At 66.5% G+C, this 19,977-nt stretch carries 18 protein-coding genes; 9 read left to right on the top strand and 9 right to left on the bottom strand.

The features are described from left to right. Nucleotides 1–72 precede the first annotated feature (72 nt). Nucleotides 73–1,557: an APC family permease gene (locus CKW46_RS09395; RefSeq protein ID WP_482053089.1), complete on the bottom strand. Its 1,485-nt coding sequence runs from the start codon at nucleotides 1,555–1,557 to the stop codon at nucleotides 73–75. Nucleotides 1,558–1,613: 56 nt separating this feature from the next. Between CKW46_RS09395 and CKW46_RS09390 the strand changes: the two genes are divergently transcribed. Continuing rightward, the gene (locus tag CKW46_RS09390) at nucleotides 1,614–3,002 is read left to right on the top strand and encodes an FAD-dependent oxidoreductase (RefSeq protein ID WP_482053088.1); all 1,389 of its coding nucleotides are present in this window, start codon (nucleotides 1,614–1,616) and stop codon (nucleotides 3,000–3,002) included. A gap of 72 nt (nucleotides 3,003–3,074) precedes the next feature. Then, entirely contained in the window at nucleotides 3,075–4,460 is a 1,386-nt protein-coding gene (locus CKW46_RS09385; protein ID WP_499019256.1) for an FAD-dependent oxidoreductase, read from the top strand. Here CKW46_RS09385 and manA read toward each other — a convergent pair. From manA to CKW46_RS09365, 4 genes are all read right to left on the bottom strand, one after another. Continuing rightward, nucleotides 4,438–5,664, bottom strand: a complete 1,227-nt coding sequence (manA, locus tag CKW46_RS09380) for a mannose-6-phosphate isomerase, class I (RefSeq protein ID WP_012393157.1) — start codon at nucleotides 5,662–5,664, stop codon at nucleotides 4,438–4,440. The genes CKW46_RS09385 and manA overlap by 23 nt on opposite strands. A 7-nt stretch (nucleotides 5,665–5,671) precedes the next feature. Beyond that, nucleotides 5,672–6,781 carry a TobH protein gene (locus tag CKW46_RS09375; protein ID WP_482053087.1) on the bottom strand — a complete coding sequence of 370 codons (1,110 nt, stop codon included), beginning with the start codon at nucleotides 6,779–6,781 and terminating at the stop codon, nucleotides 5,672–5,674. Then, nucleotides 6,778–8,178 (bottom strand): phosphomannomutase/phosphoglucomutase, encoded by a 1,401-nt coding sequence (locus CKW46_RS09370; protein WP_482053086.1) that lies wholly within the window; start codon nucleotides 8,176–8,178, stop codon nucleotides 6,778–6,780. The genes CKW46_RS09375 and CKW46_RS09370 overlap by 4 nt, the downstream gene beginning before the upstream one ends. Nucleotides 8,179–8,324: 146 nt before the next feature. Beyond that, nucleotides 8,325–8,771, bottom strand: a complete 447-nt coding sequence (locus tag CKW46_RS09365; RefSeq protein WP_181005660.1) for a DUF3499 domain-containing protein — start codon at nucleotides 8,769–8,771, stop codon at nucleotides 8,325–8,327. 173 nt (nucleotides 8,772–8,944) lie between these two features. Between CKW46_RS09365 and CKW46_RS09360 the strand changes: the two genes are divergently transcribed. Further along, entirely contained in the window at nucleotides 8,945–9,367 is a 423-nt protein-coding gene (locus CKW46_RS09360; RefSeq protein WP_020727278.1) for a metallopeptidase family protein, read from the top strand. A 65-nt stretch (nucleotides 9,368–9,432) separates the two neighbouring features. On the opposite strand, the gene CKW46_RS09355 is transcribed toward CKW46_RS09360, so the two are convergent. After that, nucleotides 9,433–9,789 carry a WhiB family transcriptional regulator gene (locus CKW46_RS09355; protein ID WP_020788379.1) on the bottom strand — a complete coding sequence of 119 codons (357 nt, stop codon included), beginning with the start codon at nucleotides 9,787–9,789 and terminating at the stop codon, nucleotides 9,433–9,435. 418 nt (nucleotides 9,790–10,207) lie between these two features. On the opposite strand from CKW46_RS09355, the gene cofD reads away from it, so the two are divergent. From cofD to CKW46_RS09335, 4 genes are read left to right on the top strand one after another with little or no spacing between them, the layout of a single operon-like run. Further along, entirely contained in the window at nucleotides 10,208–11,197 is a 990-nt protein-coding gene (gene cofD, locus CKW46_RS09350; RefSeq protein ID WP_015354845.1) for a 2-phospho-L-lactate transferase, read from the top strand. Beyond that, nucleotides 11,194–12,558, top strand: coding sequence for a coenzyme F420-0:L-glutamate ligase (locus CKW46_RS09345; RefSeq protein ID WP_202098275.1), 1,365 nt, complete (start codon nucleotides 11,194–11,196; stop codon nucleotides 12,556–12,558). The genes cofD and CKW46_RS09345 overlap by 4 nt, the downstream gene beginning before the upstream one ends. Nucleotides 12,559–12,586: 28 nt before the next feature. Further along, nucleotides 12,587–14,173 carry an Eco57I restriction-modification methylase domain-containing protein gene (locus CKW46_RS09340; RefSeq protein ID WP_482053085.1) on the top strand — a complete coding sequence of 529 codons (1,587 nt, stop codon included), beginning with the start codon at nucleotides 12,587–12,589 and terminating at the stop codon, nucleotides 14,171–14,173. Further along, nucleotides 14,170–14,718 carry an NUDIX hydrolase gene (locus CKW46_RS09335; RefSeq protein WP_012393149.1) on the top strand — a complete coding sequence of 183 codons (549 nt, stop codon included), beginning with the start codon at nucleotides 14,170–14,172 and terminating at the stop codon, nucleotides 14,716–14,718. The genes CKW46_RS09340 and CKW46_RS09335 overlap by 4 nt, the downstream gene beginning before the upstream one ends. A 28-nt stretch (nucleotides 14,719–14,746) precedes the next feature. Here the strand turns inward: CKW46_RS09335 and manB are convergent, their stop codons facing one another. From manB to rfbD, 3 genes are read right to left on the bottom strand one after another with little or no spacing between them, the layout of a single operon-like run. After that, nucleotides 14,747–15,823, bottom strand: coding sequence for a mannose-1-phosphate guanylyltransferase (manB, locus tag CKW46_RS09330; RefSeq protein ID WP_011740556.1), 1,077 nt, complete (start codon nucleotides 15,821–15,823; stop codon nucleotides 14,747–14,749). 1 nt (nucleotide 15,824) lies between these two features. Beyond that, complete coding sequence (locus CKW46_RS09325; RefSeq protein WP_012393148.1) at nucleotides 15,825–16,709, bottom strand: glycosyltransferase family 2 protein; 885 nt, start codon at nucleotides 16,707–16,709, stop codon at nucleotides 15,825–15,827. Further along, nucleotides 16,702–17,628, bottom strand: a complete 927-nt coding sequence (gene rfbD, locus CKW46_RS09320) for a dTDP-4-dehydrorhamnose reductase (protein ID WP_482053084.1) — start codon at nucleotides 17,626–17,628, stop codon at nucleotides 16,702–16,704. The genes CKW46_RS09325 and rfbD overlap by 8 nt, the downstream gene beginning before the upstream one ends. Before the next feature lie 64 nt (nucleotides 17,629–17,692). Between rfbD and CKW46_RS09315 the strand changes: the two genes are divergently transcribed. After that, nucleotides 17,693–19,153 (top strand): LCP family protein, encoded by a 1,461-nt coding sequence (locus CKW46_RS09315; protein ID WP_412176891.1) that lies wholly within the window; start codon nucleotides 17,693–17,695, stop codon nucleotides 19,151–19,153. After that, a complete protein-coding gene (locus CKW46_RS09310) occupies nucleotides 19,141–19,863 on the top strand; it encodes a TIGR03089 family protein (protein WP_252872709.1) in 723 nt (240 codons plus the stop codon). Before CKW46_RS09315 ends, CKW46_RS09310 begins: the two co-directional genes overlap by 13 nt. The last annotated feature ends 114 nt before the right edge of the window (nucleotides 19,864–19,977 follow it).

Below are 19,977 nucleotides of genomic sequence, written 5' to 3'. Positions count from 1 at the left end.
GACAATACGCACCTATTCGCCGGCTGTCTAGACACAGCTATCTATTTTGTCCAGTTAATTATCAAACGATCATTATTTGTCCATCGCGGCTTCGGCCAGCTGCCGACGACCCACCATCGAGTGCTTGCGCCCGTACCCGACGTAGATCACGGTGCCCACCAACAACCAGACGCCGAATCGGATCCATGTCAGGGCCGTCAGGTTCAGCATCAACCAAAGGCACGCGCAGAGCGAGGCGATGGGCAGCACTGGCGCCCAGGGCGCGCGGAACCCACGCTCCAGGTCAGGCCGTTTCTTGCGCAATACGATCACGCCGGCCGAAACGAGGACGAACGCAAACAGCGTGCCGACGTTGACCATCTCTTCAAGCTTGGTGATCGGGAACACCGATGCCGTCGCACCCACCACCACCGCCACCAGCACGGTGATCCGAACCGGGGTGCCGCGTGCCCCGGTCTTGGCCAACTGGCGCGGCAACAGTCCGTCGCGCGCCATCGCGAACAACACCCGGCACTGCCCCAACATCAGCACCATCACCACGGTGGTCAATCCGGCCAGCGCACCCACCGAGATGATGCCGCTGGCCCAATACACACCGTTGGCCTTGAATGCCGTGGCCAAGTTCGCGTGTCCGCCGCCGGAGACCGTGCGTAGCTGGGTATAGGAGACCATTCCGGACAATACGATCGAAACGGCCACGTACAGCAGGGTGACAACACCGAGCGACACCAGAATTCCCCGCGGGACATCGCGTTGGGGATGTTTGGTCTCCTCTGCCATGGTGGCCACGATGTCGAAACCGATGAACGCGAAGAAGACGATCGAGGCCCCGGCCAACACGCCATACCAGCCGTAATGACTGCCCGGAGCACCGGTCAGCAGTGACAGCAAAGACTGATCGGCGCCTCTGCCCTCTGGCCCGGCCTCGGGTTCAGGAATGAACGGCGAATAGTTGGCGGCCTTGACGTAGAACGCCCCGACCACCACGACCAAGATCACGACCGCCACCTTGATGGTGGTGACCACGGCGGAAAACCTCGAGGACAACTTGGTGCCGTAGGCAACCAGCAGCGACACGCTGGAAACGATCAGCAACGCACCCCAGTCGAGGCGTATCGATCCGAAATCGGCGGTGCCACCGGAGAATCCGAATACGGTCCCGAGGTAGCTGGACCAGCCCTTGGCGACCACCGCCGCGCCGATGGCCAATTCCAGCACCAGGTTCCAGCCGATCACCCACGCCAAAAACTCACCGAAAGTGGCGTAGGAGAACGTATAAGCGCTCCCCGCCACCGGCAGCGTCGAGGCGAATTCGGCATAGCACAGGGCCGCCAGCGCGCAGGTGCCCGCGGCGATCAGAAACGATATCCAGATGGCCGGGCCGGTGATGTCACCCGCGGTCGACGCCGTAACCGTGAAAATACCCGCCCCGATCACCACCGAGACACCAAAGACCACCAAATCACGCCAGGTGAGGTCCTTGCGCAGCCGTGTCTCCGGCTCGTCGGTGTCGGCGATTGACTGTTCTACCGACTTCGTGCGCAAACGACCGGCCATCAATTTGTCCCTCTCATCAACGGATGTGAACGCACAGTACTGGGTACGCTTCCGGGATGGGCGCGAGCGTAGAGAAGCGCGCCGTAAATCCCGCCGAACACGCGACCGTAATCGGCGCCAGTATCGGTGGTTTGTGCGCCGCGCGGGTGCTATCCGATTTCTATTCCAAGGTCATTGTCTGCGAACGCGACGACTTACCGAGCACGCCATCCGGGCGCGGCACGGTTCCTCAGGACCAGCACCTACACCTGCTGATGGCCCGCGGCGCGGCGGAGTTGGACACCCTGTTTCCGGGACTGCTGACCGACCTGGTGGCCGCGGGGGTGCCCATGCTCGACAACCGTCCGGATTGCATCTATCTCGGTGCCGCGGGCCATGTCCTGGGCACCGGCGCAAAGCTGCGCAAGCAATACACCGCCTATCTGCCGAGCCGGCCGCACCTGGAATGGCAGCTGCGACGACGGGTGCTTGCCCTCGGCAACGTCGAAATCCGGCAGCGCAAGGTTCGTGAGCCGCACTTCGATCCGGTACGCCAGCGGGTTACCGGACTGCTGCTCGATGACCACGACGGCGATCCAGAACTGATCGCCAGCGGCCTGGTAATCGACGCGGCCGGACGCGGCACCCGGTTGCCGGTGTGGTTGACCCAATGGGTATATCAGCGCCCACCGGAGGAAACCGTGGACATCGACATCAACTACGCCAGCCAGCGGCTCCGTATCCCGGACGGCCTGATGCGGGAAAGGATCGTGGTCACCGGTGTCGGCCCAGGACAATCACTGGGGTTGGGCATGTTGTGCAACGAGGACGGCAGCTGGATCTTGACGACCTTCGGGGTGGCCAAGGTCAAGCCGCCCTCGACGTTCGGCGAGATGCGCGAACTCGCCTACCGGCTGCTCCCCAGCAGATTCGTTGCCGCGCTGGCGGCGGCCGGACCCATCGGCGAACCGGTGTTTCACGCATTTCCGGCCAGCAGATGGCGCCGCTACGACAAGCTGAGCCGCTTCCCGGCCGGAATCGTGGCGTTGGGGGATGCGGTGGCCAGCTTCAACCCCACCTTCGGGCAGGGAATGACCATGGCGTCGCTGCAAGCCGGTCATCTGCGCCGGGCCCTGCAATCCCACCCCGCCGAACCGGCGAACGAATTCAACCGGGCGACCGCCAAGACCATCCGACCGGTGTGGACGATGAACGCACTCACCGACCTTTGCTTCCAACACGCCGAGGGACGGATGCCGCGGTGGTACCGGCCGGTCGGGGGGCTCTACGACCAATTCCTCGGTGCCGCCGAAACCGATCCCGTTCTCGCCGAATGGTTCTTGCGCCGGATCTCGCTGCTCGACAGTCTCTACATGGTGCCGTCGCCACTGATCATCGGCCGCGCCGTCGCACACAACGCGCGGATGTGGCTTCGGCAGCGCCGGCCGAAACCACCGGCCACATGACGGTAGTAACGGCATGGCAATGGGTACCCTGCGCAGATGAGGGGGACCTTGAGCACTTCGAATAACCATGCGCTGGTCATCGGGGCAAGCATCGCGGGGCTCTGCGCGGCACGGGTGCTCTCGGATTTTTTCCACCGAGTGACTCTCATCGAGCGCGACGAGTTACCCAGCGTGCCACACGGTCGTGCGACCGTTCCGCAGGACCGCCACCTGCACATGTTGATGGCCCGTGGGGCAAACGAATTCGAGAACCTGTTCCCCGGCCTGCTGACCGACATGGTGGCTGCGGGCGCGCCCATGTTGGAGAACCGGCCGGACTGCATCTACTTCGCCGCCGCGGGCTACGCCCTGGGCACGGGTCACACCCTGCGCAAAGAATTCACCGCCTACGTACCCAGTCGGCCACATCTGGAGTGGCAGCTGCGCCGGCGAGTGCTCGAACTCGACAACATCGAAATCGTGCGGGGACTTGTCATCGAGCCCCGTTTCGAACCGACGACCCAGACAGTGAGCGGGGTGCTGGTCGCACCCCCCGACGACGACGATAGTGCTGAGCCACAGTTTCTGGCCGCCGACCTCGTGGTCGACGCGGCAGGCCGGGGTACCCGCCTACCGGTTTGGTTGAGCAAGTGGGGGTATCAGCGCCCCGCCGAACAAAGCATGGACATCGGCATCAACTACGCGAGTCAACAGCTACGCATCCCCGACGGCCTGATCCAGGAAAAAGTGGTGGTAGCCGGTGTCGCACATGACCGCTCGCTTGGGCTTGGGATGCTGTGCTATGAGGACGGCACCTGGGTCATGACCACCTTCGGAGTCGCCGGCGCCAAGCCACCGCCGACCTTCGGCGAGATGCGCGCGCTCGCCGAGCGGCTGCTCCCGGCCCGATTCAACGCCGCGCTGGCACAGTCCGAACCCATCGGGGCCCCGATGTTTCACGCCTTCCCCGCCAGCAAGTGGCGCCGCTACGACAAACTGGACCGCTTCCCGGCCGGGATAGTGCCGTTCGGTGACGCGGTGGCCAGTTTCAATCCCACTTTCGGGCAGGGCATGACGATGACATCGCTACAAGCCGGTCATCTGCGCCGCGCGCTGCAATCCCCGCACGGTGACCTGGCCACCCAACTGAATCGGGCCACCGCCAAAACGACCTACCCGGTGTGGACGATGAACGCTATCGGCGACATCAGCTTCCACCATGGCCTCACGCAGTCGCCACCGGCCTGGTGGCGGCCGGCCGGGGCCCTGTTCAATCAGTTCCTCGGGGCCGCCGAAACCGATCCCGTTCTCGCCGAATGGTTTCTGCGCAGGTTCTCATTGCTGGACAGCCTCTACATCGTCCCGCCACCGCGGCTGATCGGTCGCACCATCGCCCACAATGTAGGACTGTGGTTGCGCGAACGCCGGCAATCGGCCAGCAGCCGCGGCCGAACCCTCACAGCCCCACGGTCGCCCTGAACAGCTTGGTGGGCTCCTGGGCAAGCAACCGGATCGGGCCGTCGTCAGCCGCCACCCAAGCGGCATTACCGTGTTCGAGCGTCAGCGACTGAGACTTCCCATGCACCACCGTGGAACCCTCGGTGCACAACAAGATCTGCGGTCCCTCGTGGCTCGAGGATGCGTCGATCTCATGGCCGAGGTAGTCGCCGTCGAGCACCAGCAGCGCGACGGCGAACTCGTCGGTCGGGGTCTCATACACCAGTTCCGGGCCTTCCCGGCGAACCGGCGGCCGCAGGTCGGAAGCGGCAGTCGGAGCGAAGTCGAGCACCCGCAGCAGTTCCGGGACATCCACGTGCTTCGGAGTCAGTCCGCCGCGTAATACGTTGTCGGAGTTGGCCATTACCTCAAGCGCAAAACCGCGAAGGTACGCATGCAGATTGCCGGCCGGCAAGAAGATGGCCTCCCCGGGTGCCAGGCTGATGCGGTTGAGCAGCAACGCCGCCAGCACTCCGGCGTCACCGGGATAACGCTCACCGAGTTCGAGCACCGTCTTGGCTTCGGCAACGAATTCTGTCGCGCCGGAGCTGACGTAGTGGATGGCGCCGTCGAGCACGGCCGGCACCAGCACGTCGATGTCGGGCTGGGGAGCGGTGATCCAAGTGGTGAACAGGGCACGCAGGCCATCGGCGTCGGACTGGTCAAAGAGCAAGTCGATAAACGGGTCGAGGTCCGACACCGCCAGCGCCTGCAGGAGTTCGCGGGTACGGGCCGCTTGACGGAATCCGGCCAACGCCTCAAAGGGCTGCAACGCCACCAGCAGTTCCGGCTTGTGGCTGGTGTCGCGGTAGTTGCGCACGGGTGAGGACACCGGGATGCCCATTCGTTCCTCACGCAGATATCCCTCGACGGCTTGCTCGGCACTCGGGTGGGCCTGCAGCGACAGCGGTTCGTCGGCGGCCAGCACCTTGACCAGAAACGGGAGCACGTCACCGAACCGGGCTCGTGCGCCGGGCCCAAGCTGTCCCTCCGGATCTGCGGACAGCGTCTCGAGCAGCGAGCTCTCGCCGCCATCGGTTTCCAGCCAGGCCGGGTCTCCGGGGTGCGCGCCGAACCAGAGTTCGGCCTCAGGATGAGCGGCCGGTACCGGCCGACCGGTGAACTCGGCGATGGCGGTGCGCGATCCCCACGCGTATGTCCGTAACGCTCCGCGTAGTAGTTCCACCTTCTACCTATCCCCGCACGAGTCGCAAATACACCGCAGCCATCTCCAGGCGAACGGCCAATACTGCCAGTTGTTGTTCGGCACGGGGTGCGGCGGTCGGAGCCGGCGCACGGTCCGAGCCGGCGGGCCCGCCGGGTCCCCCTGGAACCTGCGCCGCATCCTCGGCCGCAATCAGGTCGATGTTGTCGAGCCCGGCGACCCGCGCGCCGACCACCGTGCGCTCGGCGGCCAGCGTCAGTGCCAGCACTCGCATCTGCTCCGGCCGCGGGCCGTCTATCTCCTCGTCGTGGAACAACGCGTCCACACCGTCGTCGTACCCGGAAGCCGCCCCGGCACGCAGCGCGACAACCGCGTCGGCCAGCCAGGTGGCAGCGGTGACCTGGTGCGCGATCCTCAGCAGCACGGAACTGCCGTGGCGGGCCAGGGCCAATGTCGCGGCACCATCGGCGGCCAGCACAATCCGGCGACCGGAGATGCGCGCGGCAAGTGCCTTGGCCGGGTTGGTGAATACCTCGCGACCGGCGCTGTTGCACAACGTCTCGGCGTCCAGGTCGTCGGCCAGCGCCGCCAGGTCGATGCGCAGCTTGGGATCCACGGTGCGCAGCACGGCCAGCCCCGCGGCCAGGTAGCGGCACAGCCCGAATTCGTCGGGAACCGACAACCGCGGTGCCAGCACCGCGGCCCGACCCGCCGCGCAATCGCGCAGTGGCCCCTCGTTGGGGGCCGCGACCACAACCCGCGCACCTCGACGCACTCCCATCGCGGCCGCTCCCACCAGCGCGGGATCTCCGGGGTCGTCGCCGGCGACGACCATCACGTCGAGCGGGCCCACCCACGGCGGCGCCTCAGTGGCGATCGTGATCGGCTCACCAACCGTCGCCCCCAGCGTTGCGGCGAGCATGTCCCCGGCGGTCTGGGCGGTGCCCCGGCCGGCCACCCAGATAACCGTACGTGGTCGGTCATCGATGTTCAGTGAGTCCAGTTCGCCTTCGTCGGACGCGGCAGCGATGGCGCGCACCTGCGCGCCGGCCGTCGATACGGCCCGCAACAGGCCGTCTCGATCAGCAGCAATCAGGCCATCGGCATCTTCCAGATCGATCGCCTGGGTGGCCTTCACGGTCCCGCCTCTCCCCGGGGTGACTGGGCAGCGATTTCCGCGCTGACCTGTTGGACCACCGCGTCGACATCCTCGGCGCTGCGGGCTTCCACATTGAGCCGCAGCAGCGGCTCGGTGTTGGAGCTGCGCAGGTTGAACCAGCTGTCGTCACCCAAATCCACCGTCACCCCATCCAGGTGGTCGATGGACACAATCCTGCTACCAAATGACTTCAAGACGCCCTCGACACACGCCGGCGCGTCAGCCACGGTGAAATTGATCTCGCCCGAGGATGCATAGCGCTGATAGTCGGCGGTCAACTCCGACAATGGTCGGCTCTGCTCACCGAGGGCCGCCAGCACGTACAGCGCGGCCAGCATTCCCGAGTCGGCGCCCCAGAAGTCGCGGAAGTAGTAGTGCGCCGAATGCTCCCCGCCGAATATCGCGCCGGTGTCGGCCATCAGGGCCTTGATGTAGGAGTGGCCGACCCGCGAACGCAGCGGCGTGCCGCCGCGCTCGACGACCAGCTCGGGCACCGCGCGCGAGGTGATCACGTTGTGGATCACGGTGGCGCCGATCTCCCGACTGAGCTCGCGCGCCGCCACCAGGCTGGTCACCGTCGATGGAGAGACCGGCTCCCCACGCTCGTCCACCACGAAGCAGCGGTCGGCATCCCCGTCGAAGGCCAGCCCGATGTCGGCACCGGTTGCCACCACGAACTTCTGCAGGTCCAGCAGATTCGCCGGGTCCAGCGGGTTGGCTTCATGGTTGGGGAAGGTGCCGTCGAGCTCAAAATACAACGGCAACAGCGTGACCGAATCGATCGCACCGAGCACGGCCGGCGCGGTGTGCCCGGCCATCCCGTTACCGGCGTCCACGGCCACGCGCAGCGGTCGCAGATCCGCGGTGTTGACCAGCGAGCGCAGAAACACCCCGTAGTCCCCGAGCACATCCTTGTCGGCGATTGTTCCGGCGGTCTCGGCCACGGCGATCGCCACCGGATTGACCAGGTCCTCGCGAATGGCGTTGAGCCCGGTGTCCGCACCGACCGGCTTGGCGCCGGCCCGGCACAGCTTGATGCCGTTGTAGGCCGCCGGGTTGTGGCTGGCAGTGAACATCGCGCCCGGACAATCGAGCTGCCCGGCGGAGAAATACAGCTGGTCGGTGGATGCCAGACCGATGCGCACCACGTCGAGGCCTTGCGCGACCACCCCACTGGCGAAGGCCGCGGCCAGCGCCGGCGAGCTGTCGCGCATGTCGTAGCCAATCACCACCTGCCGCGCCCCCTCGCCGCGCATCAACCGCGCGAACGCGGCGCCGATATCGGCGCACAGGGCTTCGGTGATCTCTTCGCCTACCAGCCCTCGGACGTCATAAGCCTTGATGACACGATTGATAACCGCGGCGGGCCAAGACATGGCGGGGGCTCCTGACGACCTAGATTGGTTGGACTCTTGGCCGCCAGCCTATCGGCCCGCCGAATCAGCCGGGGACCCGAACGGTGTCGAGTTGCCGGGGCCGCCGACAGCGACCGACCGGGGCTGGGCCGAAGTCGGGCCCAGAACTAATCGGAGGGGTCGGGCAACACCCTCAGGTGTCCACGGCGCCGGCCGGAGCGATGTTCGGGTGAAGCCAGCACGCCACCGCTCGGCGCGGTGGCATGCGCTCCGGCATGACGCATCACCTGGTCAGAGAATCCGTTGTGTGCCGCACCTGTTGCACCCGCGCAGGATGCATCCGCGGTTGGGCCCTGTTCGCGCACGGCGTCAGCGAGCGCGACCAGGTCATCCTCATCCGGGTGGGTAGGCAGTGGGCCCGCATGGCGCACGAGTTCCCACCCGCGCGGGGCGGTAATTCGGCCAGCGTGACCAACACACAAGTCCCAGGAGTGTGGTTCCCGCGCGGTAGCGAGCGGACCTATTACCGCAGTCGAGTCCGAGTAGACGAACGTCAACGTGGCCACTGCATAGTGCGGACACCCGGGCCGGCAGCAGCGACGGGGTACGTTCACGAGGCAAAGGCTATCGTGCGGAAACGCCGCCGAAGGGGCGGACACGCGCATCCGCTCTAGCCACGATGTCCAACCGTTACCATCGGCGCGTGAGCGATTACCGCGGCTTCGAGCGAAGCGGTCGGCCCAGCGGCAGGCCCGCGTCGCGCCGAGCCAGACGCCGGGGTCGCGATTTGCGCGGCCCGCTGCTGCCGCCCACGGTGCCCGGCTGGCGCAGCCGCGCCGAGCGCTTCGACATGGCGGTGCTGGAGGCATACGAACCCATCGAGCGTCGTTGGCAAGATCGGTTGTCCGAACTGGACATCGCGGTCGACGAGATCCCCCGCATCGCAGCCAAGGATCCGCACAGTGTGCAGTGGCCGCCCGAAGTGATCGCCGACGGCCCCATTGCGCTTGCCCGGCTGATTCCGGCAGGAGTGGACGTCCGCGGCAACTCCACGCGGGCGCGAATTGTCTTGTTCCGCAAGCCAATAGAGCGACGGGCTAAAGACACCATCGAGCTTGGCGAACTACTGCATGAGATCTTGGTGGCCCAGGTGGCCATTCATTTGGACGTTGAACCCTCGGTCATCGATCCGACCATCGGCGACGACTAGATCGACGGTTGGCCCAGTCGCATCCGCAGTGGATCAGATCTGGACCCTATCCGACTCAGCTCTGATCAGATGATGCCGCGCTTGAGGCGGCGGCGTTCGCGCTCGGACAGGCCGCCCCAGATGCCGAAGCGTTCGTCGTGGGCCAGTGCGTACTCCAGGCACTCGTGCCGCACCTCGCAGCCCAGACAAATCTTCTTGGCCTCCCGGGTGGAGCCACCCTTCTCCGGGAAGAAAGCCTCGGGATCGGTTTGCGCGCAAAGGGCGCGGTCCTGCCACTGGTCGGCGGGCGGGTCTACCGGCTCCGGCAGCGGTTCAGGCTCGAATGCGGCAGACGCATCGGGAACCAAACTCAAATGCGGCCGGGCAATTTCCATCGGCGACACCGTCACCGAACCGGCCGTGGTGTGCGGTGTGCCTCCCATTACGCCCCGAAGGTGCTCATAGGGCATGCCTCCGCCTCCTCACCTAATAGATAATGAATGGTTTCCCACTGTTTTGATGTACAGCCAACCCAATTCGAACTAGTGATCGAATCTCGGTCTGCGACACCGAAACCGGCCGGCCAACCGGGAAATGACACTGATGTGATTAGACACGGGTTGGGCAGCCTGGTCAAGCACTACGGCGCATTTCCATATCATCTCGTGATGAAAATTCGGCGTTTCTGTTTCAGTTGCGGTCCGGGCGTGTCGAATGGAACTCGTCACAGTACTTGCCGAAAGTCCTTCCTGGCTCGGTCACGGGTCGGTCACGATGTGCGCCGACAGACTACCGCCCGACTAATCCCGCGTACCTGACCCCGCCCGACCCTGCCTTAGCCAACAGGTACTGTCCTGCGTTGTGAAGCTCACCGTTCTCGTCGGCGGAGTGGGCGGCGCCCGCTTCCTACTCGGGGCGCAGCGTCTGCTCGGCCTGGGCCAGTTTGCCACACCCGACGACAACGCGCGCCACGAACTGACCGCAGTGGTCAACATCGGCGATGACGCCTGGATCCACGGGCTGCGCATCTGCCCAGACCTGGACACCTGCATGTACACCCTCGGCGGCGGCGTGGACCCCCAGCGCGGCTGGGGCCATCGAGACGAAACCTGGCATGCCAAAGAGGAACTCGCACGTTACGGCGTCCAGCCCGACTGGTTCCAGCTGGGTGATCGAGACCTGGCAACCCATTTGGTGCGCACCCAGATGCTGCGGGCCGGCTACCCGCTAGCACAGATCACCACGGCACTGTGCGATCGCTGGCAACCGGGCGCGACGTTGCTACCGGTGAGCAACGATCGTTGCGAGACACACGTTGTGGTCACCGATCCGACCGACCAGCAGCAGCGGGCGATCCATTTCCAGGAATGGTGGGTGCGCTATCGCGCCGAACTGCCAACACATAGCTTTGCCTTCATCGGCACCGAAATAGCTAGCGCCACAACAGAAGTCACGGCAGCGATTGCCGATGCAGATGTCGTCATGCTGGCGCCGTCGAACCCGGTGGTCAGCATCGGGGCCATCCTTGCGGTTCCCGGCATCCGCGCCGCGCTGCGGGCCACCCGCGCCCCGATCATCGGCTACTCCCCCATCATCGCCGGAAAGCCGGTGCGCGGCATGGCCGATGCCTGCCTTTCGGTGATCGGTGTGGACACCACCGCGGAGGCGGTCGGCCGGCACTACGGCGCCCGCGCCGCCACCGGTGTACTCGACTACTGGCTGGTCGCCGAGGGCGATCAGGCCGAAATCGACTCGGTCACGGTGCGATCGATACCGCTGCTAATGAGTGACCCGGAAGCGACGGCACAGATGGTGCGGGCCGGTCTCGAGCTTGCAGGCGTGACGGTGTGAGCGGTCCTGCGCTACCGCCGACGGGCGAACACGGCACGGCATCGGCCATCGAGATCTTGCCGGTCGAGGGCCTGCCCGAATTCCGCCCCGGTGATGAGCTCAGCGCGGCCATCGCCACGGCCGCACCGTGGTTGCGCGACGGCGACGTAGTCGTGGTCACCAGCAAAGTGGTGTCCAAGTGCGAGGGCCGGTTGGTGACCGCACCTGCCGATGAAGAAGCCCGAGATCAGCTGCGCCGCAAGTTGGTCGACGACGAAGCGGTGCGGGTACTCGCACGCAAGGGCCGCACCCTGATCACCGAGAGCCGGCTCGGACTGGTCCAGGCTGCCGCCGGCGTGGACGGCTCCAACGTGGATCGATCTGAATTGGCATTGCTGCCAGTCGATCCCGACGCCAGTGCGGCGGCTCTGCGGACCGGCCTGCGGGAGCGGCTCGGTGTCACCGTCGCCGTGGTCATCACCGACACCATGGGCCGCGCCTGGCGCAACGGCCAGATCGACGCCGCGGTCGGCGCCGCCGGCGTCTCGGTACTGCACAACTATTCGGGCGCCACCGACCGGCATGGCAACGAGTTGATTGTCACCGAGATCGCGGTCGCCGACGAAATCGCCGCCGCGGCGGATCTGGTCAAGGGCAAACTGACCGCGATGCCAGTGGCCGTGGTGCGCGGGCTGCCGGTGCGCGACGACGGCTCAACCGCCCGGAATCTGGTGCGGCCGGGCGAGGAAGACTTGTTCTGGCTGGGCACCGCCGAAGCCATCGAGCTGGGCCACCAACAAGCCCAACTGATGCGCCGGTCGATCCGGCAGTTCGCCGACGAGCCGGTCCCTCCGCAGCTGCTGGAGGCCGCCGTCGCAGAGGCGCTTACCGCTCCGGCGCCACACCACACCCGCCCGGTGCGGTTCGTCTGGCTGCAATCCCATGCCACCCGAATTGCGCTGCTCGACGCCATGAAAGACAAGTGGCGCCACGACCTCGCCGGCGACGGTAGGTCGGCTGATTCGATCGAACGCCGAGTCACGCGCGGTCAGATTCTCTACGATGCGCCCGAGGTCGTGATTCCGATGCTGGTCCCCGACGGCGCGCACACCTACCCCGACGGGGCCCGCACCCAAGCCGAGCACACCATGTTCACCGTCGCGGTGGGAGCGGCCGTGCAGGCCCTGCTGGTGGCTTTGGCGGTGCGCGGGCTGGGCAGTTGCTGGATCGGCTCCACGATCTTTGCCGCCGACCTGGTACGCGCACAGTTGCAGCTGCCTGCCGACTGGGAGCCATTGGGCGCCATCGCGATCGGCTACGCGCAGCAGCCGGCCGAGTTACGCGACCCGGTGCACCCCGGGGACCTGCTGATCCGCAAGTGAGCCGACGGCTGCGACGATACTTGGAGCTATGAAGACGTTCGCGGGCAAGACCGCCGCGTCTGCCGACAAGGTCCGCGGCGGCTACTACACCCCGGCGCCGGTAGCCCGATTTCTGGCGCGCTGGGTCGGCCGGGCCGGGACGAAGATCCTGGAGCCATCGTGCGGCGACGGCCGGATCCTGGCCGAGCTGGCCGCGGCCAGTGGCAGCGCCCGGGGTGTGGAGCTCATCGCAGACGAAGCGGCCAAGGCTCGACGGTTCGCGCCCGTCGACAATACGAACCTGTTCACCTGGCTGGACGAGTCAGCGACCGGCCGCTGGGACGGGGTGGCCGGCAACCCGCCCTACATTAGGTTCGGAAACTGGCCGGCCGACCAACGAGACCCGGCTTTGGAACTCATGCGACAGGTCGGACTGAACCCCACCAGATTGACCAACGCATGGGTACCGTTCGTTGTGGCGAGCACCATCGTGGTGCGCGACGGCGGACGAGTGGGTCTGGTGCTACCCGCCGAACTGCTTCAGGTCGGCTACGCCGGTCAATTACGCGAATTCTTGCTGAACCGGTTCCGGGAAATCACCTTGGTGACCTTCGACCGGTTGGTATTCGACGGAGTCTTGCAGGAAGTTGTTTTGTTCTGTGGTGTCGTCGGCAGTGACGCCGCGCAGATCCGCACGGTCAACCTCGGCGACGCCGACGCGCTTGCGACCGCTGATCTTGAAGTCGAGCCCGCGGCCGCGCTGCATCACGAAAATGAGAAGTGGACAAAATACTTTCTTGACCCCCGTCAAATTCAGACAATGCGCGCGCTCAAACAATGCGATGCGATGATCCGGCTGGGCGCGGTGGCCGATGTGAATGTGGGAATCGTGACGGGCCGCAACAGCTTCTTCACTTTCACCGACACCGTGGCCCGCCAATTGGGGCTGGCGGCACATTGCGTGCCGCTGGTTTCGCGCAGCGCGCAGTTGCGTGGTCTGGTCTACGACCCGGACTGCCGGGCAAGCGATATCGCCGCCGATCATCGGACCTGGTTGCTCGACGCTCCCGCCGATCCGGCCGACCCAGCGCTGATCGCGCACATCGACGCCGGCGAGGCGGCTGGTGTCCACCTGGGCTACAAGTGCTCGATCCGCAAGCCGTGGTGGAGCACACCGTCGCTGTGGGTCCCAGATTTGTTCATGCTGCGCCAAATACATCGGACGCCGCGTCTGAGCGTCAATTCCGCGGCGGCAACCAGCACCGACACGGTGCATCGGGTCCGGATCAAGACGGCAGGGCCCCGGGTCGACCCGACGGCCCTGGCCGTGGCGTTCCACAACAGCGTGACGTTCGCCTTCGCCGAGATCATGGGCCGCAGTTACGGAGGAGGCATATTGGAACTGGAACCCCGTGAGGCCGAGCTACTTCCGATTCCCCCGCCCACCCGTGCGGGTGCCGAGCTGGCCACCGATGTGGACCTGCTGCTCAAGGCCGATGAGATCGACAAGGCGCTGGACCTGGTGGACCGACATGTGCTGATCGGCGAACTGGGCATGGCTCCAGACGCCGTGGCGCGATGCCGCTCGGCCTGGATGACGCTGCGTGATCGCCGGATCAAACGGGGATCACGATGAAGGTTGCCCCCGTCGGTGTTCGAGAGTCCGCGATCGCGATGCTGTCGCAGTGGCGGGCCCCGGACCCGGCCCAGGACTCGCTACGTCATGCCGTGCTGGCCTTCCTGCACGCCCGCGCCGATGCGTGTCTGCGCGAGTGCGAAGCCGGTCATATCACCGCGTCGACGCTGGTGCTCGACGAGCGTGGCCACGTGCTGCTCACCCTGCATCCGCGGCTGGGCCGTTGGGTGCAGCTGGGCGGGCACTGCGAGGACGACCATGACATCGTCGCCGCGGCATTGCGGGAAGCGACCGAAGAATCCGGCATCGACAACCTGCTCATCGACCCCGAATTGGTGGCCGTGCATGTCCACCCGGTGACCTGTTCACTGGGCGTGCCGACACGTCATCTCGACCTGCAGTTCGTGGCGCGTGCGCCGGCCGGGGCGCAAATAACGGTCAGCGAGGAATCCGACGATCTGCAGTGGTGGCCGCCGGATGCGTTGCCGCCGGGCACCGATCACGCGCTGCGATACCTGGTCGACCGCGCGGCACAGAGGGCCTGACACCGACCGCAGCCTGGGCGGCCGGCGATCACACGTCCGACGAGTAGCGGATGCCGCCGTCGGGAATGGAGACGCCGGGCCAGACGCGGGCACCGCGCAGCAACTCGCAGCGCGCGCCGATGTCGGCGCCATCGCCGATCACGCCGTCGCGGACCAGCGCACGGGGGCCGATGCGCGCACCGAAGCCGATGATCGATCGTTCGATCACACTGCCCGCTTCGACCTTGACGCCGTCGAAGATGACGGCGCCGTCCAGCCGGACACCGGGTCCGATCTCGGCGCCTCGGCCCACCACGGTGCCGCCGATCAGTACCGCGCCGGGAGCAATCGCCGCGCCGTCGTGTACCAGTTGTTCGCCACGCTGGCCCTGTAGCGCCGGGGAAGGCGCGATCCCGCGCACCAGATCCGCCGAGCCGCGCACGAAGTCCTCCGGCGTGCCCATGTCCCGCCAGTAGGTGGCATCGACGTAGCCGTAGATCTTGATGTCGGGGTCGGACAGCAGCGAGGGGAACACCTCGCGTTCCACCGATACCTCACGGCCCCGGGGAATCCGGTCGATGATCTCGCGCTTGAAGACATAGCAGCCGGCGTTGATCTGGTCGGTGGGCGGATCCTGTGTCTTTTCCAAGAACGCCGTGACCCGGCCGTCCTCGGTGGGCACGCAGCCGAATGCCCGGGGGTCGCCCACCCGCACCAGGTGCAGGGTGACGTCGGCCTGGTTCTGGTGGTGATAGTCGAGCAGCTGGCCCAAATCCGCACCGGAGAGCACGTCGCCGTTGAACACCATCACGGTGTCGTGGTGCAGCTTGCCGGCGACGTTGACGATGCCGCCACCGGTCCCCAACGGCTTGTCTTCGGTGACGTAGTCGATCTGCAGGCCCAGCTTGGATCCGTCGCCGAACTCGGCCTCGAACACCCCGGCCTGATACGACGTGCTCAACACCACGTGTTCGATCCCCGCCGCGGCGATGCGCGAGAGCAGGTGGGTGAGAAACGGCAGCCCAGCCGTGGGCAGCATGGGCTTGGGTGCGGACAAGGTGAGCGGGCGCAGCCTGGTGCCCTTACCACCAACCAGGACCACCGCGTCGACGCCGTTGGTTGCCAAGTCAGTGCCGCCCTTCTACCAGCTTTCGGCGCGAACTGCGCACCATCAGACGGGAGCGTACCGCCAGCGATCCCCGCAAAGTCCAGCGCAATGGGGCCCGCCACCAGCCGGCATGGCGATCCGCCAGGAAAATGTAGGTGCTTCGGTGGTGTGCCGCCAGGTGATTGGCCGGATCGCGTCCGGTGGAGTGGCCTTTGTGGTGCAGCACTTCCGCCGACGGCACATAGACGCTGAGCCAGCCGGCCTGGCCCAGCCGGTCGCCGAGGTCCACGTCTTCCATATACATGAAGTAGCGCTCGTCGAAACCGCCGATCTGGCGGAACGCGGAGCGGCGCACCAACAGGCACGAACCCGATAGCCAGCCCACCGGCCGTTCGCTGGGCTCGAGGTGTTCCTGGCGATAGGCCTTGGTCCAGGGATTGCGGGGCCATACCGGCCCGAGCACCGCGTGCATACCGCCGCGGACCAGGCTGGGCAGATGGCGCGCCGAGGGGTACACCGATCCATCGGGATCGCGGATCAGCGGGCCCAACGCCCCGGCCTGGGGCCAGCGCTCGACGGCCTCGAGCAGCGCGTCGATGCTGCCCGGACCCCACTGCACGTCCGGGTTGGCCACGATCAGCCAGTCGTCTGGCTCCGGTTGTTCGGTGAGCTGGGCGACGGCCCGGTTCACCGCGGTGCCGTACCCGAGGTTGGCCCCGGTGTGGAAGATCCGCACGTTGGGGTAGCGCTCGACGGCCGCCTGAGGTGTTCCGTCGGTGGAGCCGTTGTCGGCCAGCAGCACACTCACTGGACGGTCGGTGGCCAGCGACAAAGACGCCAAGAAGCGCTCCAAGTGGGGGCCCGGCGAGTAGGTCACCGCCACGACCGGCAGGACGTCAGTCACTCGTCGAGGGTACCGGTCGACCGGCCAACGCCCGGTCCGAAGCCGCGGCCAACGCGGCGACCAGGGCACTGCGCCACGGACGCAGCGGAGTCAGGCCTGCTGCGGCCCACTGCCGCCCGCCCAGCGCGGAGTAGCCCGGCCGCACCGCCGGCCGGGGGAACTGTGCGGTGCTGACCGGGCGCACCCGCTGCGGATCGGTGCCGCATTCCTCGAACACCGCGCGGGCCAACCCGAACCGCGAGACCGCGCCCCCGTTGGCGGCGTGCAGCAGGCGCCCGCGCATGCCGGCATCGGCCACCTCCAGCAGCGCGGCCGCCAAGTCAGCGACATAGGTCGGTGACCCGGTTTGGTCGTCCACCACATCCACCGGGCCCTCTCCAGCGGCCAGTCGGCGCATGATGGCGACGAAATCGCTGCCCGTCCCGCCGGTATAGACCCAGGCCGACCGCACCACGACGGCATCGGGCAGGGCCGCCAGCACCGCCCGCTCACCGGCGAACTTGCTGCGCGCGTACACGCCCTGTGGCGCCGTTTTGTCGCCGGGCTCGTAGGGTTGCGGCTGCGCCCCGTCGGGCAGATCAGCGTGATCACCATCGAATACGTAGTCGGTGGAGACGTGAATCAACGCCGCACCGGCGCGCGCACAGGCCTTGGCGAGATTTTCCGGGCCGGTGGCGTTGACGGCGTAGGCGCGAGCCTCGTCACTTTCCGCGCTGTCGACGTCGGTGTAGGCCGCGCAGTTGATCACGACATCACCGGTTCCGATGATCTCCTCGGTGGCCGCGGCGTCGGTGATGTCCCATTCCGATGACGTTTTTGCCAACACATCACGGCCCGCACGCACCGCCTGGGCAGCCAAAACACTGCCGAGCTGCCCCGCTGCGCCGGTGATAACCAGCCTCTCCGACCTGCCAACCATGCGTTCGAGTCTGGCACGCCGGAGCGGGCTAACAGGAAAGCGGCTGTTACACAAGTACCCTACAGTGATGCCTGTGCAACGTGTGGTTCGTGCGGTCGCTACCGCATTGACCGTCGTGGTCGTCCTGGGCACCGGTTTGGCGTGGACCAACGTCCGGTCCTTCGAAGGCGGCATCTTCCACATGTCCGCACCCTCGCTGGGACACGGCGCCGACGACGGCGCGATCGACATTCTGTTGGTCGGCCTCGACAGCCGTACCGATGCCCACGGCAACCCGCTGACGCCCGAAGAATTGGCGACCCTGCGGGCCGGCGACGAGGAAGCCACCAACACCGACACGATCATCCTGGTCCGGATCCCCAACAACGGGAGGTCGGCCACCGCGATATCGATCCCGCGCGATTCCTATGTCCAGGCCCCCGGCCTGGGCAAGACCAAGATCAACGGCGTCTACGGCCAGACCAGGGAGACCAAGCGGGCCGGCCTGGTCCAGGCCGGCGCGTCGGCGGCGGAAGCCGCGGCCGCGGGTACCGAGGCCGGGCGTGAGGCGCTGATCAAGACCGTTGCCGACCTCACCGGTGTCACCGTCGATCACTACGCCGAGATCGGCCTGCTGGGTTTCGCGTTGATCACCGATGCGCTCGGTGGCGTCGATGTCTGCCTCAACGGGCCCGTCTACGAATCGCTTTCGGGAGCGGATTTTCCGGCCGGGCGACAGAAACTCACCGGTCCGCAGGCACTGGCCTTCGTGCGTCAGCGCCACGAGCTGCCCCGAGGCGACCTGGACCGGGTGGTGCGTCAGCAAGCGGTGATGGCCTCACTGGCCCACCGGGTCATCTCCGGCAAGACACTGTCCAGCCCGACGACGGTGCGGCGCCTGGAGCAGGCCGTGCAGCGCTCGGTGGTGCTGTCTTCCGGCTGGAACATCATTGACTTCGTCCAACAGCTACAACAGCTGACCGGCGGCAACGTCGCCTTCGCCACCATCCCGGTGCTCGACGGGTCCGGCTGGAGTGACGACGGCATGCAAAGCGTGGTCCGCGTCGACCCGCACCAGGTTGCCGACTGGGTCGGCAGCCTGCTCAACGAGCAGAACGAAGGCAAGACCGCGGAACTCGCGTACGCGCCCGCCAAGACCACCGCCGACGTGGTCAACGACACCGACATCAACGGACTGGCGGCAGCGGTGTCAGACGTGTTGAGCGCAAAAGGGTTTACCACCGGTTCGGTCGGCAACAACGAGGCCGGCCATGTCAAGCTCAGCCAGGTTCGCGCCGCCACCACCGACGATCTGGGAGCACAGCAGGTCGCCAAGGAACTGGGCGGCCTACCGGTGGTCGCCGACACGTCGATACCGAGCGGATCCGTTCGGGTGGTGCTGTCCAACGACTACAGCGGCCCGGGCTCCGGGCTGGGCGGCGCGATGGCTCCCGCGCATGCGTCCAACCCCGGGTACTCCGACACCGCTCCCCCGCCGTCGCCGATCCTGACCGCCGGATCAGATCAGCCGGAGTGCATCAACTGAGCACGCTCAGCGCGGCGATCCTCGACCCGATGCTGCGGGCCGATCCCGTCGGCCCCCGAATCACCTATTACGACGATGCCACCGGCGAGCACATCGAACTGTCGGCGGTGACACTGGCCAACTGGGCCGCCAAGACCGCCAACCTGCTGCGCGACGAACTGGCCGCCGGGCCGCAAAGCCGGGTCGCGATTCTGCTGCCGGCCCATTGGCAGACCGCTGCGGTGCTGTTCGGGGTGTGGTGGATCGGGGCCGAAGTGGTGCTCGACGGTGCGGCCGACGTCGCGCTGTGCACCGCGGGGCGCCTCGATGAAGCCGACATTGCCGTGCAGGACGCGGCCGGCGAGGTGGCGGTGCTGTCACTGGACCCGTTCGGCCGCCCCGCTCCCGACCTACCGGTGGGCGTCACCGACTACGCGACCTCGGTGCGGGTGCACGGCGACCAGATCAGTCCCGAACGGCTGCCCGGACCGGCGCTGGCCGGCCGATCGGTCGAACAAGTGCTGCGAGAGTGCGCCGAGTCGGCGGCGGCGCGGCACCTGACGGCGGCCGACCGGGTGCTGTCCACCGGTACCTGGACCAGCCCCGGTGAGTTGGTGGATCACCTGCTGGCAATTCTGTCCGTGGGCGCGTCGTTGGTGCAGGTAGCCAACCCCGATCCGGCGGCCATGCAGCGCCGGATCGAGATGGAAAAGGTGTCGCGCGTCTTGTGATCCGGCGCGTGATCAGCGCCGCACTCGGCACGCCCAATACATGTTGATATCGCGATATTTAGATGTTAGCGTCGAAGGCCCAAGGCGAGAACACGACGGAAGGTAGGTTCAGGT

It is taken from the genome of Mycobacterium liflandii (genome assembly GCF_022354805.1).
In the GTDB taxonomy this organism is placed as follows: domain Bacteria; phylum Actinomycetota; class Actinomycetes; order Mycobacteriales; family Mycobacteriaceae; genus Mycobacterium; species Mycobacterium marinum.
Note: the sequence above shows the minus strand (reverse complement) of the source record. Positions and strands in the feature narration are given on the sequence as shown.